Here is a 16,463-nt window from a genome sequence, read left to right as displayed (position 1 = left end):
GATGTAGTGCAACGGGTACTGCGAAAACGGGTGGATCAATAAACGCTGAAACGCTGGAAGTAGCGGCGCTCGATGCGGCGGTAGATGCCGTTGTCGAGAATCGCCACCAGGGCCTGGTCCAGGCTGCTGCGCAGGGCATCGTCACCCTTGCGCACGGCGATGCCCTGGCCCTTGCCGAAAAACTTTGGGGCCCGCACGGCGTTGCCGACCCGCTCGAAGCCCTGCCCTCGCTCCGACTGGAGGAAGCCGAAATAGCCGGACACCGCGTCGTCCAGCACCAGGTCGACCTCGCCACGCTGCAGGGCCTGGTAGGTGTCGGCGGCACTGGCGTAGCGCAGGATGGGCACGTGCTCCTGGTAGCGCGCCGTGAGGAAGCGGTCGTAAGTGGTCTCGCGCTGCACGCCGACGCGTTTTCCGCGCAGCCGGCGCGGGGTGATGATGACTTCGTTGATCGTCCCTGCACGGGCGAAGAAGAAGGCCGGGGTCTGGGCGTACTTGCGGGTGAAGTCGACCTGCTGCTGGCGCTCTTCGGTGATCGACATGGAGGCCAGGATCAGGTCGGTGCGCCCTTCCTGCAGGGCGGGAATCAGGTCGTCCCAGGCGAAGCGCTGCAGTTCGCAATGGCGTTTCATCTGCGTGCACAGGGCGTGGGCGATATCGACGTTGAAGCCCTTGAGGCGACCCTGCGAGTCGACTTCCTCGAAAGGCGGGAACTGTCCCTCCATGGCGATGCGCAGGGTTTCGGCCTGGGCCGCCAGCGGTAGCGACAGAAGCAACAACAACCAGCAGACTCGCATATTCCATACTCGCGCATGGCTCGGACTGCACAGGCGAAAAAAAGGCGCCGGGCAGGCGCCTCAAGGCCAAAGGAGCAATCAGAGCAGACCTTGACTCAATGTTGCCGGCGCCCGCGCATGAGGTACGGGAGCCGACGCCCTAGCGACGACCCAAGCCTTGCGGAACGAGGCTCGTTCCGCAGGGCGTGGGCCGGCCATTACAGGATGCTCAGCGGGTAGTCGACGATCACACGGAATTCGTTGATATCGCCTTCACCCTGATCAGCATTGGCACGGTGGAAGGCCTGGCGCAGACGGATCGACAGATCCTTGGCCGGGCCTTCCTGGACCACGTACTTGATGTCGATGTCGGTCTCGCGATGCTCACCATCGGCGCCGTAGTACTCGAAGTAGCCACCGTTGACGTCGGCGTCGGTGCCGTCGATGTCGCTGCCCGTGACGTAGGTGACCTTGGTGGTCAGGCCAGGGATGCCCAGGCCGGCCCAGTCATAGCCGTAGCCGATGCGCCAGGACTTCTCGTTGGGGGCGTTGAAGTCGGAGTACTGCATGGAGTTGGCGAGGAAGATCGAGTCGCCACCGACGTAGTCGAACGGGGTGTCGCCGTCGACGCGCTGATAGGCCAGCAGGATCGAGTGCGAGCCCAGGCCGTAGGTGGCCGCCAGGCTATAGGTGGTGTTGTCGATGTCGCCCTGCAGGGACTTGCCGGTATCGGTGGTGCGGTACAGGTTGAAGTCGAAGTTCAGGCTCTGCCCTTCGCTGATGCCCAGGGTGTAGTTGAGGTTGCCGTAGTGCTGGTTCCAGGTGTCCTCGAAGCGCGAGGTATAGAGTCCCAGACTGAGGTCATCGTTGACGCTGTACCAGCCGCCGGCGAAATCGATGGTTTTGCCGATCTCGCCACTGCCGTAGTTGAGGTACAGATCCTCATCGCTGTTGGTCGAGTTGCGCTCGTTGTAGGCGGTGAAGTGACCGGCCTCCAGGGACAGACCGTCGATCTCGCCGCTGGCGACGTGGAAGCCGGTGGCGGTTTCCGGCAGCAGACGGCTATGCGAGGTGGCGAACACCGGCGCCTCGGTGCGCATCTCGCCGTACTTCAGCACGGTTTCGGAGACGCGCAGTTTCACCGCACCGCCAGCTTCTGCGTATTCATCACCGACTTCGGCATCCGCAGTCCTGTTGTTGCTGATCGGCAGCAGGCCGGTGCCGGTGCGGCCACGACCGCTGTCCAGCTTGAGGCCCAGATAGCCATAGGCGTCGACACCGAAGCCGACGGTGCCCTGGGTGAAGCCGGAAGCGAACTCGGCCATCACGCCGTGCGCCCACTCCTCGCGATAGCCTTTGCGCTCACTGGCCGGCTTCGAGTTGTTCACCCCGTCCCTGTTGGCGGAGTCGCGAAAGTCGCGGTTGAAGTAATAGTTGCGGTTCAGCAGGTTCAGCTCGCTGTCCTCGACAAAGCCCTTGGCGTCGGCCTGTCCGGCCATGGCCAGCTGGGTGCTGGCGGCCGCGACCGCCAGTGCGAGACAGCTCAGTTTCACAAGGTTCATGCCTTACTCCGTTTTTGGGTGTGTTGGCGGGCCTTTGCGGCCCTTTCTGGTTTTTGCCCGGTCAGACAAAGAGTTCCGGCGTCAGCACCGGTGGGCGCGCGCCCCTGTTGATCACCGCCTCCAGGCACAGGCGCGAGTCGCCGTCCGGCCAGCAGACGAAGTAGCCCGCACTCTTCTGCCGCTTCAGGCGAAAGCGCCATTCGCGCTCGGCGAGCCCGCCGACATCGCGCAGGTCGCGCTGCAGATCGATCACTGCGTAGAAGCCGGCCGGCGTCTCGACCCGCTCCAGCACGCGGGCGGTCTCGCCGAACAGGGCCTCGGCCACCGGCGGGCGGTCCTGCAGCAGCTTGTCCAGGGCGAAGATCTCCAGGTGATTCAGTTGCATGGGCACACTCTCGTTTGGCATTGCACGGGCATGGAGGTCCCGTTTCACCCCGCCGTGACGGGGCGATTTCCGCGTAATCAGGTAAGACTCAGGTGGACTGGGCGAGGCCGATCAGGCGCGCCAGGCTGTGGGCCGCTTCCTCGCGGGTCAGCGGGCGCTCGGGCTCGAAGCGCCCACCGGCGGCCTCGATCCAGCCCTCGCCGACCAGCAGGGCGGCCGCCTCGGCCAGCGGCGCCGGCAGCCCAGCGGTATCGCTGAGGCTGGCCTGGCGCTGCAGCGGCGCGCGGCGGAAGCGCTCGACCAGCGCCTTGCAGGCCAGCGCCCACTCGCCCCGGCTGACCGCGCGTTCGCCATCGAAGCGCCCCTCGGCCTGCAGCCAGCCGTTGGACACCGCCACCTCGATCTGCTCGCGCAGCGGGTGCGCGGCCGGCACGTCGGCCAGCTTCGGCAGCTGGTCCAGCACCGGCTCGGCGGCCAGGGTCATCTGCAGCGCGTTGGCCAGTTCGAAACGGGTCAGCGCGCGCTTGGGCTCGAAGCGGTTAGCCGCGTCGCTGGTCATCAGGCCGCGGAAGGCCACCGCGCGCACGGCGTCCGGCCAGCGGCTGGCGGCGGCATCGCTCGGGCTGCTGCGCGCCGGGTCGCCGAGGAAGGCGTCCACCGGGGCGATGTCCAGGCGCACGTTCTGCACCGTGTAGTTGGTCAGCGAATCGTGGAAGCGGCTGTGGGCCTGGAAGCCCGGCGCCTCGCTGAACACGAAGCGGTAGCCGTAGTGGTAGCCGTTGGCCGGGTTGTAGCGAGTCATCAGGCCAACCTGGCGGGTGGCGGTGTTGTCGGCCAGGCCGTAGAGCACCGCGCGCGAGACGGCGGAGACCGCCGACAGGTCGGTGAGCAGCTGGTTGCCCACCAGGTATTCGTTACCGGCTTCGATTGCCGCCTTGCCTTCCGCCGGCTGGATGCGCCCGCTGCCCAGATCGTAGCGGTCGCCCTGGCCGAGCATGGCCAGGCGCACGTTCTCCAGGCGCGTGCCATACAGGCCGAATTCTTTGCGCGCCTCGGCGGCGTCCATCACCGTCAGGTAGCCCTCGCCGAGCACCTGCAGCTGGCCGCCGGGCTGCACCCAGAGCGCGGTGTTGGTGTCCAGGCCGAAGCCACGGGCCGGCTGCTGGCCGACCAGGTAGCTGGCCATGCGCGCGGCGCGACCGGTGCTGGTTTCCTCGATCTGGTCGAAGTGCTGGTCGATGATGCCGGCCTTGAACAGGCCTGCGCCCTTGAGCAGCGCCGTGCCGCGCTGGTCGGCCTTGGCCGCCACGCCGAAGTCCAGAGTATCCATCACCACGCCATAGGCGGTGGGCATGGTGGCGCCGAGAATGCTCGCCCCGGCGCTGGTGCCGGCGACCACACCGCCGCGGTCGAACACGCCACGCACCGCCTTGAGGGTCATCGACTCGCTGCCGTCGGCGTTGTACAGGGCCCGGGCGATGCGCGCCTGGTCGCCACCGACGAACCACACGGCGCTGGCCTCGGCGAGCGGCTTGAGCACGGCCGCATCGTTCATGGTGCTCTGGTAGTTCTGCTTGTCGATGCCGACGATGCTGATGCGCTCGGCAGGCACGCCGAGGGCCTGCAGCTCGGCCTGGAAGCGCTTGCTCGAACCCAGGCTGCCGCTGGCCGTGGGCATGATGGCGATGCGCGCCTGCTGGCGACCGCCGGCCAGTTCGATGAGCTTCTCGTAGACCTCGCTGTTGCTGGCCCGCAGCATGCCGCCGACGGCCAGCAGGTGGCCTTCGGCCAGGACCGGCGCGGCATGGCCGGCCAGGATCAGGGCGGCGAGCAAGGCGCCGGATTTCGCGTGCATTCTCATGTTCTTGTTGCTCTTGTTCTGATGAATACGGGCTTTCGTTGGCCGCCAGGGCAGCACTCGAAATGAATTATTTTTTTCAAGAAATCATATTTTTGAAATCTTGTATATCAACCCATTTCGCTCGACAAGCCCTGAATCACCAGCCTTTCATAACCGTTCGATCAGATTTAGAGGCGCTTATCCGTCTAGCCAGCGCCTTGCACGCCAGCCAACCGCTGTGAAATATTTTTTTCACCAAACAACACTGTTGACACAATTTTTTCTTGATCTTAGCTTTGCCGACACACAGCGCGTCACCCCTTTCCTCATTTCGTAGCTGGGCCGCCCTACCGGGGTGGCCGCGACGGGGCCAGGGCCCACAAGGCCCTCGCCGCAACACCCGATCCAAGCGCCCGCCACGCGGCGGGCACCACCGCCCACCACAGGAGTTACAAGATGAACAAGATCGCTCTGCTCGGCGCCCTGGCCCTGTCCGCCTGCGCCACCCTGGCCCAGGCCCAGGACACCCTGCGCATCGGCATCGAGGCGGCCTACCCGCCCTTCGCCTTCAAGACCCCGGAAGGCCAGATCAGCGGCTTCGACTACGACATCGGCAATGCCCTGTGCGCCGAGATGCAGGTCAAGTGCGAATGGGTCGAGCAGGCCTTCGACGGCCTGATTCCCTCGCTCAAGGTGCGCAAGGTCGACGCGGTGCTGTCGTCCATGTCGATCACCCCGGACCGCCTGAAGTCGGTCGACTTCACCAAGAAGTACTACCACACCCCGGGCAAGCTGGTGATGAAGGCCGGCAGCGAGGTCAAGGACCCGCTGGTCGACCTGAAAGGCAAGAAGGTCGGCGTGCAGCGCGCCTCCACCTATGACCGCTACGCCAGCGACCGCTTCGCCGATGCCGGTATCGAAGTGGTGCGCTACGGCTCGCAGAACGAGGCCTTCCTCGACCTCGCTTCCGGCCGCATCGACGCCACCCTGGCCGACGTGGTGAACATCAGCGAGGGCTTCCTCAAGACCGATTCCGGCAAGGGCTTCGCCCTGGTCGGCCCGGACTTCAACGATCCCAAGTACTTCGGCAACGGCGCCGGCATCGCCGTGCGCAAGGGCGATAGCGCCACCGCCGACAAGTTCAGCGCAGCCATCGCCGCCCTGCGCGCCAACGGCAAGTACCAGGAAGTGCAAGGCAAGTACTTCGCCTACGACATCTACGGTCAGTAAGCGCCTGCCGCCGAAGGGGGTATCCGCCAGCGTGCGGATACCCCCTTTTTCATTGGGCCGCGCGCGGGGACTCGCGCCGCGCCCATCGGATACACTGCAGCTCTTCTCCAGCAGGACGCACCCACCATGACGCCCGCCCCGAGCAATATCACGGTCTACGCCTCCCCGGTGATGCGCAAGCTCGCCGCTGTCGCCCCCGACCTGCAGCCCTCGCTGCGCAAGGTGGCCGACTTCATCCTGCGCCACCCGCTGAAGGCCGCGACCCTGACCATCGAGGAACTGGCCCAGGCCACCGGCACCTCGCCGGCGGCGGTCAACCGCCTGGCGCGCGCCATGCAGCTCGGCGGCTTCAGCGCGCTGAAGACGGCGCTGGTGGCGACCCTGCAGGACCTGGTCTCGCCGGTGGACAAGCTGCGCAACGAACTGGCCCAGCGCAGCGACGGCAGCTTCGGTCTGCACGAGCAGATGCGCATCGCCGGCAGCAACCTGGGCAGCACCGCCAACGGCAACAGCCAGGACACCTTCGCCGCTGTCGTCGAGGCCCTGGCCACGGCGCGCCGGGTGTACATCCTCGGCTTCGGCAACAGCGCCTACCTGGCCGGCCTGGCCGCCGCCAACCTGGTGCCCTACTGCGCCGACGCGGTGGCGGTGAGCATGGAGGGCGGCAACGAGAACGCCGCCTACCGCCTGGCCAGCATCACCGCCGAAGATGCCCTGCTGGCCATCTCCCTGCCGCGCTACTCGCTGGATACCCTGCAGCTGGCGCGCTACGCCCTAGAGCGCGGCGCCAGGGTGCTGGCCATCACCGACTCGCCGGCCTCGCCGCTGGCACCGATCGCCGACCACAGCCTGTTCGCCACCGCCGAGCATCCGGTGCTGATCAGCTCCAACATCGCCGTGCTGGCGCTGATCGAGAGCCTGGTGGCGGCGGTGATGACGCGCAACAAGGAAGCCGTGCGCCTGGCCGCCGAGCTGACCGAGAGCGTGCTGTCCTACCTGCATGTGCCGAACCAGGAGCCGCCACGGCGCAAGCGGCCGCGCAAGCGCGGCGACTGACTCCCCCAATGAAAACGGAGGCCTCGGCCTCCGTTCTTGTCTGCACCTGACGCTTAGTGACGCAGGCGATAACCGGTCCTGAAGATCCAGCTGACCACCAGCACGCAGGCCAGCAGGAAGCCGCCGATCATGCCCAGGCTCAGCCCCAGGCTGACGTCGGCGACGCCGAAGAAGGCCCAGCGGAAGGCGCTGATCAGGTACACCACCGGGTTGAACAGGGTGATCTTCTGCCACAGTTCGGGGAGCATGCTGATCGAGTAGAAGCTGCCGCCGAGGAAGGCCAGCGGCGTGACGATCAGCGCCGGCACGATCTGCAGCTTCTCCCAGCCATCGGCCCACACGCCGATGATGAAGCCGAACAGGCAGAAGGTGATGGCCGTCAGGATCAACAGGGCCAGGGCCCAGAACGGGTGGGCCAGTTCGAAATCGACGAACAGCATCGAGGTGGCGAAGATGATCAGGCCGAGGATCACCGACTTGGTCGCCGCCGCGCCGACGTAGCCGACCAGGATCTCGAAGTAGGACACCGGCGCCGAGAGGATCTCGTAGATGGTCCCCGAGTACTTGGGCATGTAGATGCCGAACGAGGCGTTGCCGATGCTCTCGGTGAGCAGCGCCAGCATGATCAGGCCGGGCACGATGAAGGCGCCATAGCTGACGCCGTGCACCTCGGTCATGCTGCTGCCGATGGCCGAGCCGAACACCACGAAGTACAGCGACGTGGAAATCACCGGGGTGGCGATGCTCTGCAGCAGGGTGCGCCAGGTGCGGGCCAGTTCGAACAGGTAGATGGCCTTGATGGCATAGAGGTTCATGCGCGCTCCTTGTCGTGCACCAGGCTGACGAAGATGTCCTCCAGCGAGCTCTCGCTGGACTGCAGGTCCTTGAAGTCGATGCCGTGCTGGGCCAGGTCCTTGAGCAGCTCGGCGATGCCGGTGTGCTCGCGCTGGGCGTCGAAGGTGAACAGCAGGGCGTGGCCTTCGTCGACCAGCTCCAGGCCGTAGCTGGCCAGCTCCGCCGGCACGCTGGCCAGCGGGTGCTTGAGCTGCAGGGTCAGCTGCTTCTTGCCGAGCTTGTGCATCAGCACCTGCTTGTCCTCCACCAGGATGATCTCGCCCTTGCGGATCACTCCGATGCGGTCGGCCATCTCCTCGGCCTCCTCGATGTAGTGGGTGGTGAGGATGATGGTCACGCCGCGCTCGCGCAGGCGCCGCACCATGTTCCACATGTCGCGGCGCAGCTCCACGTCGACCCCGGCGGTGGGCTCGTCGAGGAACAGGATCGACGGCTCGTGGCTCAATGCCTTGGCGATCATCACCCGGCGCTTCATGCCGCCGGACAGCTCGAAGATCTTGGCGTCGCGCTTGTCCCACAGCGACAGGTCCTTGAGCAGCTGCTCCAGGTACTGCGGGTCGGGCTTCTTGCCGAACAGGCCGCGGCTGAACCTGACCGTGGCCCAGACGGTTTCGAACACGTCGTTGACCAGCTCCTGCGGCACCAGGCCGATGGCCGAGCGCGCGGCGCGGTAGTCGGCCCTGATGTCGTGGCCGGCGACCCGCACCCGGCCCTCGCCCGGGTTGACGATGCCGCAGATGATACTGATCAGGGTGGTCTTGCCGGCCCCATTGGGCCCCAGCAGGGCGAATATCTCGCCCTGGCGGATGTCCAGGTTGATCTGTTTCAGGGCCGGGTGGCCGGACTTGTAGGTCTTGCTCAGGTTCTCGACGGAAATCACCGATTCCACGGTTACTCCTTAGCCAGGCAGCAAAAGCGCGATTGTACTCCCTCAGCTCTCCTCCACACGCATGCGCAGCTGCTGCAGGCCCTGCTCGAAGTCGCCGCCGACCATCTTGTCCATGTTGAACACCAGGCCCATGGCCTTGCCGATGAAGCCGTTGTGGCCGGTCATGCTCCAGCTCACGCGGGTGCCGCCGCCCTCGGGCTGGAAGCGGAACTCGGCCAGGTTGCTGGCGCGGAAGGGTTCGAGGAATTCCAGCTGGATCAGCACCCGCTGGCCCGGCTCACTCTCGAGGATGGTCGCGCTACCCTTGCCCACCTCCTTGTTGCCAACCCAGCGCTGGGTGGCGCCGACGCCACGCTCGGCGCCCTCGTAGTCCACTTTCATGGCCGGGTCGCGGCGCGCCCAAGGCGACCAGTGCGGCCACTGGTGGAAGTCCTCGATCTGCGCCTGCAGCGCGGCGGGCGGCGCCTGGATCAGCGCGCTGCGCTCGACGCGGAACTGGTCCGGGCGGCTGGCGACAAACACCGCCAGGCCGGCGACCAACAGTACGACGACGATCAGAATGCTCATGCTCATGCTCTTCCTTTCTTGCATTGGGATTGTCTCCAAGGTGGCATCCAGCCTGGGCCTGCCCCCTCTCCCGTTCACGGGAGAGGGCTGGGGAGAGGGTACGCACCCCATGCCCTCTCCCCCAGCCCCTCTCCCACCTGTGGGAGAGGGGTGCACCCGGCTCACGGCTGCAGTTCGAACAGCGCCTGGCCATTCTCCGGATTGAACGGCGCCGAGAAGTGGTCGTGGACGATGCGCCACTGCCCACCAGTGCGCCGGTAGCCCTGGGTCACGCGCATCCAGCAGCTATGGGCGTTGCCCTCGGCATCGGTACCGCCGCAATGGCAGAGGAAGTGGCCGAAGCCGACGTCGCCCTCGCCCCACTGCTGCAGCTGGTGCACCGCGAAGGTCATGGGGCCGCCACACATCTCCAGGCAGGCCTTCCAGTGCGCCTTGTAGGCCTCGCGGCCCTTGAACTGCAGCTGCAGGATGGCATCGAAGGCGACCAGCTCGTCGGCATAGTGGCCGAGGATGGCCTCGACGTCGCCGGCGCGGTTGGCGACTTCCCAGCTGTCGACCAGGGCGTTCAGTTCACTCGATACAGTGCTCATGGATTTGTTTCCTCGCGTTCAGGCGCAGCAGTCGTGCTGGGCGGCCGGCGCACCGTCGTACTGGTCGTGCAGGCGGGTCCAGTTGAGGCCCTTGCCGTCCAGGTTGGCCATGCCGCCCCAGCCCTCGCCACGGCCGAAGGGCGTGAGATCGAGGTAGTGGTAGGCGTTCATCAGCATGTCCAGGCCACGGGCGTAGGTGGAGTAGGTGTGGAATACCCGCGCGCCGTCGCGCAGGAACACGCTGGCGCCGGGCAGCTCGCCCTTGATCATGTCCAGCTGGCCCATGCGCTTGAGCTCGGCCTCGCCCTGGTAGTTGTATTCCACCGGAGCCTGGCTGGCGTCGATGGTCACGTGGAAGTCATAGTTGAAGCGGCTGCCGAACGAGGAGTACCAGGGCAGGTCCCAGCCCATGCGCCGCTTGAATGCCTCCAGCTCCGCCAACGGCGCGTTGGAGACCAGCACCAGGCTGGTGTCGCGGGCGTGCAGGTGGGCCAGGTGGCCGATATTGTCGGCGAGGAAGGAGCAGCCGGGGCAGCCTTCGCCTTTGTCGCGGTGGTACATGAAGTGGTAGACGATCAGCTGGCGCCGGCCGGCGAACAACTCGGCCAGGCCGACCTCGCCCTCGGGGCCGTTGAAGCGGTAGTCCGCCTCGATCTCCACCATCGGCAGGGCACGGCGCCGGGCGTTGAGCGCGTCGCGCTGGCGGGTCAGGGCCTTCTCCTCGGCCAGCAGCTGCAGGCGGGCGGCCAGCCACTCTTCGCGGCTGGCGACTTGCGGATACTCAGGATGCATCGTGGTTCCTCCTCGTGGCGGCGCGGCGGCAGCCGAGCCACAGGCCGATGCTGCCGGCACCGGCGACGCTGGCGCCGCCCACAGCCAGGGCGGCCAGACAGAACGGGCACACGGCCTCAGCCCTCGAGCTGCAGCTGGCGTACCGGCCGCACTTCAACGCTGCCGACCCGCGCGGCGGGAATGCCGCCGGCGATCTGCAATGCCTCGTTGAGGTCACGCGCCTCGATCAGGTAGAAGCCGGCCAGCTGCTCCTTGGTCTCAGCGAAGGGGCCGTCGGTGATGCTCAGCTTGCCGCCGCGCACGCGCACCGTGGTGGCGGTGGCCACCGGCTCCAGCGGCTCGGCGGCGAGCATGCGGCCGCTCTGCTGCACACTCTGGAAGTAGTCGTAGCACTCGCCGTCGCGTGGGCTGTCCGGCGAGTTGTGCAGGACACTTTCGTCGCTGTAGATCAGGCACAGGTATTTCATCGCTCTCCTCCCTGGCAGCGGAAATCGCTGCTGTCATCCTCTGGTCGAACGGCGCATCGACATTTCGACAGGGCCGCGAAAAAAGTTTTCAGGCGCCCGGCAGCTCGGCCAGGCGGCGCTCGAGGAACTGCCGGTCCATGCCCTGCTGGCTCAGCTGCAGGGCGCGCCGGTAGGCGGCGCGGGCCTCGTCCCAGCGGCCCAGGCGGCGGTTGAGGTCGGCGCGCGCGGCATGGGCCAGGTGATAGTCGGCCAGCTCGCCACGGCCGAGAATCGCCTCCACCTGGCGCAGCCCGGCCTCGGCACCGTCGCGCATGGCCAGGGCCACGGCGCGGTTGAGCTCGATCACCGGCGACGGGTTGGCGGCCAGCAGCACCTCGTACAGCCCGACGATCTGCGCCCAGTCGGTGGACTCGATGTCCGCCGCCTCGGCATGCAGGGCGGAGATGGCCGCCTGCAGGCAGTAGGGGCCGACCTCGCCGGAAGCGAAGGCCGCCTGCACCTGCTGCTGGCCCTCGGCGATCAGCGCGCGGTCCCACAGACCGCGGTCCTGCTCCTCGAGCAGCACCGGCAGGCCCTCGGCGTCGCTGCGCGCGGCGCGCCGCGACTCGTGCAGCAGCATCAGCGCCAGCAGGCCGCGCACCTCGGACTCCGGCAGCAGCTCGCACAGCAGGCGGCCGAGACGGATGGCCTCGGCACTCAGGTGCTGGCGGGTCAGCGCATCGCCGGAACTGGCGAAGTAACCTTCGTTGAACACCAGGTAGACCACCCGCAGCACCGCCTCCAGGCGCTCGGGCAGCTCGCGCCGGCCCGGCACCTCATAAGGAATGTGCGCATCGCGGATCTTGTTCTTGGCCCGCACGATGCGCTGGGCGATGGTCGGCGGCGAAGCCAGGAAGGCGCTGGCGATCTCCTCGGTGGTGAGGTCGCAAACTTCGCGCAGGGTCAGCGCCACCTGGGCGTCGGGCGCCAGGGCCGGGTGACAGCAGGTGAAGATCAGGCGCAGGCGGTCGTCTTCCAGGTGCTCGCCATCCCAGGCCTCGCCGCCGACCGGCTCCTCGACCTCGTCCAGGGCCTGGAAGCGCCTACTGCGGCGCAGCTGGTCGATGGCCTTGAAGCGCCCGGCGGACACCAGCCAGGCCCGCGGGTTGTCCGGCACACCCTGCTCCGGCCACTGCTCCAGGGCGGCGCGGAAAGCCTCGTGCAGGGCCTCCTCGGCCAGGTCGAAGTCGCCCAGCAGGCGGATCAGGGTGGCCAGCACCCGGCGCGACTCCTCGCGGTACAGGCGCTCCAGCGCCAGCTCGAATTGCTTCGCTTGTCGATCCATCGTCTAGTCCGTTCGTGCGCTAGACCCAAGAGCCTAACCACTGAACGGGCGCGGGGGAACCGGATCGACGGGCGGTCAGCGGCGCTTGGTATGGGAGCGCAGCTTGTAGCGGTCGCCGGGGTGGATCAGGCGGGCGTAGCTGACCAGGTGCTCGTCCGACCAGGTGCGGCGGATCATCGACAGGCAGGGCGTGGCTGGATCGATGTCCAGCCAGGCGGCGGTCTGCGCATCCACCAGCACGGCCTCGACCACATGCTCGACATCGGAGATCGGGCAGCTGGCCACCAGCACCTCGTTGGGCGTCTGCTGGCTGAAATCGCTGTCCAGATAGTGCGGCACCCAGCGCGGGTTGACGAAGCGGTCCTCCAGCTGGATCGGCACGCCGTCCTCGCGGTGCACCAGGATGCTGTGGAACACCTGGGCGCCCAGGCGCAGGCCGAGGCGCAGGGCCACCTCGTCGTCGGCCGCCAGCGCCTCGCAGCGCAGCACGTCGTTGCTGTAGGCATGGCCACGGCCGCGCACCTCGGCGGCGATGTTCATCACCTCGTGCAGCGAGGATTCGGCCTTGCGATCGGTGACGAAGGTGCCGAGGCCGGCCTGGCGCACCAGGTAGCCCTGCTGCACCAGGTTGTTGATGGCCTTGTTGGCGGTCATGCGGCTCACGGCGAAGTCGCGCGCCAGCTGCTCTTCCGGGGGAATCTGGTGGTGAACCGGGTAGGCGCCGCCGCGAATGCGTTCGAGCAGGAAGTCCTCGATGGCCTTGTAGCGCGGGGTGCTGCTGGTCACGGTGGCTCCTTGGAAATGCCCGGTTGCGGCGGATGATAGCGGAGCTTGCCTCCCCTCTCCCACTGGTGGGAGAGGGGTCTTTCCGTAGCCCGCTCCTTTACTACATCAGCCCACCGACGGCAGCAGCCCGGCCGGCAACAGCGGCGTCAGCACCCGCTCGGCCAGCAGAGCATCGGCGGCGGCGATGTCCGGGGCGAAGAAGCGGTCCTCGACGTAATAGGGCACCCTGGCGCGCAGGATCGCACGGGCCTGTTCCAGCGCCGGCGAGCTGTGCAGGCCCTCGCGGAAGTCCAGGCCCTGGCAGGCGCCCAGCCATTCCACCGCGAGTACGCCGCGGGTGTTGGCGGCCATGTCCCAGAGGCGCTTGCCGGCGTTCGGCGCCATCGACACGTGGTCTTCCTGGTTGGCCGAAGTCGGCAGGCTGTCGACGCTGTGCGGGTGGGCCAGGGCCTTGTTGTCGCTGGCCAGGGCCGCGGCCGTGACCTGGGCGATCATGAAGCCGGAGTTCACCCCGCCATTGGCCACCAGGAAGGGCGGTAGCTGCGACATGTGCTTGTCCATCATCAGCGAGATGCGTCGCTCGGACAACGAGCCCATTTCCGCGATGGCCAGGGCGATATTGTCGGCGGCCATGGCCACCGGTTCGGCGTGGAAGTTGCCGCCGGAGATCACCTCGCCCTCGGCGGCGAACACCAGCGGGTTGTCCGACACCGCGTTGGCCTCCACCGCCAGCACCTCGGCGGCCTGGCGCAGCTGGGTCAGGCAGGCGCCCATCACCTGCGGCTGGCAGCGCAGCGAATAGGGATCCTGCACCTTGTCGCAGGCGGCGTGGGAGCGGCCGACTTCGCTGCTGGCGCCGAGCAGGTGGCGGTAGGCGGCGGCCGCGTCGATCTGGCCTTTCTGCCCACGGGCGGCATGGATGCGCGCATCGAAGGGCGCGCGCGAGCCCAGCGCCGCTTCCACGGTGAGGGCACCGCAGACGCTGGCGGCGGCGTACAGGTCTTCGGCCTCGAACAGCCCGCGCAGGGCGTAGGCGGTGGACACCTGGGTGCCGTTGAGCAGGGCCAGGCCCTCCTTGGCGGCCAGGGTCATCGGCTCAAGGCCGGCGATAGCCAGCGCTTCGGTCGCCGGCAGCCACTGGCCTTTATGCCGCGCCTGGCTTTCGCCGAGCAGCACCAGCGACATATGCGCCAGCGGCGCCAGGTCGCCGGACGCGCCCACCGAGCCCTTCAGCGGGATATGCGGGTAGACCTCGGCGTTGACCAGGGCGATCAGCGCCTCGATCACCTTGCGCCGGATGCCGGAGAAGCCGCGTGCCAGGCTGTTGATCTTGAGCAGCATGATCAGCCGCACCATGGCATCACTCAGCGGCTCGCCGATGCCGGCGGCATGCGACAGCACCAGCGAGCGCTGCAGCTTCTCCAGGTCGGCGTTGGCGATGCGGGTCGAGGCCAGCAGGCCGAAGCCGGTGTTGATGCCGTAGGCGGTGCGGCCCTCGGCGATGATCTGGTTGACGCAGGCGACACTGGCGTCGATGGCCTGATGGGCCGCGGCGTCCAGGGTCAGGTGCACGGGGGCCTGGTAGGCGGCCCGCAGGTCGGCCAGGGTCAGCTGGCCGGGTTTCAGGTTCAGCGTATTCATGGAATCTCTTTCCTCAACCAATCATCGGCAGGTTCAGGCCCTGCTCGCGGGCGCAATCGATGGCGATCTGGTAGCCGGCGTCGGCGTGGCGCATCACCCCGGTGCCCGGGTCATTGGTCAGCACGCGAGCGATGCGCGCGGCGGCTTCATCGGTGCCGTCACAGACGATGACCATACCCGAGTGCTGGGAGAAACCCATGCCCACGCCGCCGCCATGATGCAAGGACACCCAGGTGGCGCCGCTGGCGGTGTTGAGCAGGGCGTTGAGCAGCGGCCAGTCGGACACGGCGTCGGAGCCATCCTGCATGGCCTCGGTCTCGCGGTTGGGGCTGGACACCGAGCCCGAGTCGAGGTGGTCGCGGCCGATCACGATAGGCGCGCTCAGCTCGCCGCTACGAACCATCTCGTTGAAGGCCAGGCCGAGCTTGGCGCGCAGGCCCAGGCCGACCCAGCAGATGCGCGCCGGCAGGCCCTGGAAGCTGATGCGCTCGCGGGCCATGTCCAGCCAGCGGTGCAGGTGGGCGTCGTCCGGGATCAGTTCCTTGACCTTGGCGTCGGTCTTGTAGATGTCCTGCGGGTCACCGGACAGCGCAGCCCAGCGGAACGGACCGATGCCGCGACAGAACAGCGGGCGGATATAGGCCGGGACGAAGCCGGGGAAGTCGAAGGCGTTGGCCACGCCCTCCTCTTTCGCCATCTGGCGGATGTTGTTGCCGTAGTCGAAGGTCGGCACGCCCTGCTTCTGGAAGTCGAGCATGGCCTGCACGTGTACGGCCATGGACTGCTTGGCGGCCTTGACCACACCAGCCGGATCGGTGGCTGCACGATCCTTGTATTCAGCCCAACTCCAGCCGATCGGCAGGTAGCCGTTGAGCGGGTCGTGGGCGCTGGTCTGGTCGGTGACCATATCCGGACGCACGCCGCGCTTGACCAGCTCCGGCAGTATCTCGGCGGCGTTGCCCAGCAGGGCGATGGAGATGGCCTTGCCCTCGGCGCAGTACCTGGCGATACGCGCCAGGGCGTCGTCGAGGTCCTTGGCCTGCTCGTCGACGTAGCGGCTGCGCAGGCGGAAGTCGATGCGCGACTGCTGGCACTCGATGTTCAGCGAGCAGGCGCCAGCCAGGGTCGCGGCCAGCGGCTGGGCGCCGCCCATGCCACCGAGGCCTGCGGTCAGCACCCAGCGGCCGGTGAGGTTGCCGCCGTAATGCTGGCGGCCAGCCTCGACGAAGGTCTCGTAGGTGCCCTGGACGATGCCCTGGCTGCCGATGTAGATCCACGAACCGGCGGTCATCTGGCCGTACATGGCCAGGCCCTTGGCGTCCAGCTCGTTGAAGTGCTCCCAGCTGGCCCAGTGCGGCACCAGGTTGGAGTTGGCAATCAGCACGCGCGGCGCGTTGCTGTGGGTCTTGAACACGCCGACCGGCTTGCCGGACTGCACCAGCAGGGTCTCGTCGTCGTTCAGCGCTTTCAGGGTCTCGACGATCTTGTCGTAGCACTCCCAGTTGCGCGCGGCGCGGCCGATGCCGCCGTACACCACCAGCTCCTTGGGGTTCTCGGCCACCTCGGGGTCGAGGTTGTTCATCAGCATGCGCAGCGGCGCTTCGGTCAGCCAGCTCTTGGCATTCAGCGTGGTGCCGCGCGGGGCGCGGATTTCAACGTCACGGTACTTGGTGGTCACAGCGGTTTCCTCTTGTTGTTCGGCG

The 16,463-nt window shown here is 67.2% G+C and carries 16 protein-coding genes; 2 read left to right on the top strand and 14 right to left on the bottom strand.

Annotated elements, in window-relative coordinates:
* Positions 1–35: 35 nt before the first annotated feature.
* The 4 genes from DMO17_RS03180 to DMO17_RS03165 all read right to left on the bottom strand — a co-directional run bounded on the left by DMO17_RS03180 (position 36) and on the right by DMO17_RS03165 (position 4,578).
* Positions 36–797, bottom strand: a complete 762-nt coding sequence (locus DMO17_RS03180; protein ID WP_110680873.1) for a transporter substrate-binding domain-containing protein — start codon at positions 795–797, stop codon at positions 36–38.
* Positions 798–994: 197 nt separating this feature from the next.
* Entirely contained in the window at positions 995–2,338 is a 1,344-nt protein-coding gene (locus DMO17_RS03175) for an OprD family porin (protein WP_110680872.1), read from the bottom strand.
* 61 nt (positions 2,339–2,399) lie between these two features.
* Positions 2,400–2,723 carry a hypothetical protein gene (locus DMO17_RS03170; RefSeq protein WP_110680871.1) on the bottom strand — a complete coding sequence of 108 codons (324 nt, stop codon included), beginning with the start codon at positions 2,721–2,723 and terminating at the stop codon, positions 2,400–2,402.
* Between the two features lie 88 nt (positions 2,724–2,811).
* Positions 2,812–4,578: a cyanophycinase gene (locus DMO17_RS03165; RefSeq protein WP_258371152.1), complete on the bottom strand. Its 1,767-nt coding sequence runs from the start codon at positions 4,576–4,578 to the stop codon at positions 2,812–2,814.
* 441 nt (positions 4,579–5,019) lie between these two features.
* Between DMO17_RS03165 and DMO17_RS03160 the strand changes: the two genes are divergently transcribed.
* Positions 5,020–5,793 carry an ABC transporter substrate-binding protein gene (locus tag DMO17_RS03160; RefSeq protein WP_110680869.1) on the top strand — a complete coding sequence of 258 codons (774 nt, stop codon included), beginning with the start codon at positions 5,020–5,022 and terminating at the stop codon, positions 5,791–5,793.
* Between the two features lie 126 nt (positions 5,794–5,919).
* Positions 5,920–6,849 carry a MurR/RpiR family transcriptional regulator gene (locus DMO17_RS03155; protein ID WP_110680868.1) on the top strand — a complete coding sequence of 310 codons (930 nt, stop codon included), beginning with the start codon at positions 5,920–5,922 and terminating at the stop codon, positions 6,847–6,849.
* A 53-nt stretch (positions 6,850–6,902) separates the two neighbouring features.
* On the opposite strand, the gene DMO17_RS03150 is transcribed toward DMO17_RS03155, so the two are convergent.
* From DMO17_RS03150 to hutU, 10 genes are all read right to left on the bottom strand, one after another.
* The gene (locus tag DMO17_RS03150) at positions 6,903–7,664 is read right to left on the bottom strand and encodes an ABC transporter permease (protein WP_110680867.1); all 762 of its coding nucleotides are present in this window, start codon (positions 7,662–7,664) and stop codon (positions 6,903–6,905) included.
* A complete protein-coding gene (locus tag DMO17_RS03145) occupies positions 7,661–8,593 on the bottom strand; it encodes an ABC transporter ATP-binding protein (protein ID WP_110680866.1) in 933 nt (310 codons plus the stop codon). Before DMO17_RS03145 ends, DMO17_RS03150 begins: the two co-directional genes overlap by 4 nt.
* A 42-nt stretch (positions 8,594–8,635) precedes the next feature.
* Positions 8,636–9,160, bottom strand: a complete 525-nt coding sequence (locus DMO17_RS03140) for an SRPBCC family protein (RefSeq protein ID WP_258371147.1) — start codon at positions 9,158–9,160, stop codon at positions 8,636–8,638.
* A 161-nt stretch (positions 9,161–9,321) separates the two neighbouring features.
* Complete coding sequence (locus DMO17_RS03135; protein WP_110680864.1) at positions 9,322–9,750, bottom strand: YybH family protein; 429 nt, start codon at positions 9,748–9,750, stop codon at positions 9,322–9,324.
* A gap of 18 nt (positions 9,751–9,768) precedes the next feature.
* The gene (locus DMO17_RS03130) at positions 9,769–10,542 is read right to left on the bottom strand and encodes a DUF899 domain-containing protein (protein ID WP_110680863.1); all 774 of its coding nucleotides are present in this window, start codon (positions 10,540–10,542) and stop codon (positions 9,769–9,771) included.
* Positions 10,543–10,658: 116 nt separating this feature from the next.
* Positions 10,659–11,009 (bottom strand): YciI family protein, encoded by a 351-nt coding sequence (locus tag DMO17_RS03125; RefSeq protein WP_110680862.1) that lies wholly within the window; start codon positions 11,007–11,009, stop codon positions 10,659–10,661.
* A gap of 88 nt (positions 11,010–11,097) precedes the next feature.
* The gene (locus tag DMO17_RS03120) at positions 11,098–12,333 is read right to left on the bottom strand and encodes an RNA polymerase sigma factor (protein ID WP_110680861.1); all 1,236 of its coding nucleotides are present in this window, start codon (positions 12,331–12,333) and stop codon (positions 11,098–11,100) included.
* A gap of 75 nt (positions 12,334–12,408) precedes the next feature.
* Positions 12,409–13,119, bottom strand: a complete 711-nt coding sequence (gene hutC, locus DMO17_RS03115) for a histidine utilization repressor (RefSeq protein WP_110680860.1) — start codon at positions 13,117–13,119, stop codon at positions 12,409–12,411.
* Between the two features lie 105 nt (positions 13,120–13,224).
* A complete protein-coding gene (hutH, locus tag DMO17_RS03110) occupies positions 13,225–14,760 on the bottom strand; it encodes a histidine ammonia-lyase (protein WP_110680859.1) in 1,536 nt (511 codons plus the stop codon).
* A 13-nt stretch (positions 14,761–14,773) separates the two neighbouring features.
* On the bottom strand, positions 14,774–16,438 hold the full coding sequence (gene hutU / locus DMO17_RS03105; RefSeq protein WP_110680858.1) for a urocanate hydratase: 1,665 nt from the start codon (positions 16,436–16,438) through the stop codon (positions 14,774–14,776).
* Between the last annotated feature and the right edge of the window lie 25 nt (positions 16,439–16,463).

This window comes from Aquipseudomonas alcaligenes (assembly GCF_003205495.1).
Lineage (GTDB): Bacteria > Pseudomonadota > Gammaproteobacteria > Pseudomonadales > Pseudomonadaceae > Aquipseudomonas > Aquipseudomonas alcaligenes_B.
Note: the sequence above shows the minus strand (reverse complement) of the source record. Positions and strands in the feature narration are given on the sequence as shown.

Bases quoted from the DNA above. Each gene is read 5' to 3' on its own strand.
- hutH (WP_110680859.1), bottom strand. From the start codon at position 14,760: ATGAATACGCTGAACCTGAAACCCGGCCAGCTGACCCTGGCCGACCTG.
- DMO17_RS03170 (WP_110680871.1), bottom strand. From the start codon at position 2,723: ATGCAACTGAATCACCTGGAGATCTTCGCCCTGGACAAGCTGCTGCAG.
- DMO17_RS03180 (WP_110680873.1), bottom strand. From the start codon at position 797: ATGCGAGTCTGCTGGTTGTTGTTGCTTCTGTCGCTACCGCTGGCGGCC.
- DMO17_RS03165 (WP_258371152.1), bottom strand. From the start codon at position 4,578: ATGCACGCGAAATCCGGCGCCTTGCTCGCCGCCCTGATCCTGGCCGGC.
- DMO17_RS03130 (WP_110680863.1), bottom strand. From the start codon at position 10,542: ATGCATCCTGAGTATCCGCAAGTCGCCAGCCGCGAAGAGTGGCTGGCC.
- DMO17_RS03155 (WP_110680868.1), top strand. From the start codon at position 5,920: ATGACGCCCGCCCCGAGCAATATCACGGTCTACGCCTCCCCGGTGATG.
- DMO17_RS03175 (WP_110680872.1), bottom strand. From the start codon at position 2,338: ATGAACCTTGTGAAACTGAGCTGTCTCGCACTGGCGGTCGCGGCCGCC.
- DMO17_RS03150 (WP_110680867.1), bottom strand. From the start codon at position 7,664: ATGAACCTCTATGCCATCAAGGCCATCTACCTGTTCGAACTGGCCCGC.
- DMO17_RS03125 (WP_110680862.1), bottom strand. From the start codon at position 11,009: ATGAAATACCTGTGCCTGATCTACAGCGACGAAAGTGTCCTGCACAAC.
- DMO17_RS03135 (WP_110680864.1), bottom strand. From the start codon at position 9,750: ATGAGCACTGTATCGAGTGAACTGAACGCCCTGGTCGACAGCTGGGAA.
- DMO17_RS03120 (WP_110680861.1), bottom strand. From the start codon at position 12,333: ATGGATCGACAAGCGAAGCAATTCGAGCTGGCGCTGGAGCGCCTGTAC.
- DMO17_RS03160 (WP_110680869.1), top strand. From the start codon at position 5,020: ATGAACAAGATCGCTCTGCTCGGCGCCCTGGCCCTGTCCGCCTGCGCC.
- DMO17_RS03140 (WP_258371147.1), bottom strand. From the start codon at position 9,160: ATGAGCATTCTGATCGTCGTCGTACTGTTGGTCGCCGGCCTGGCGGTG.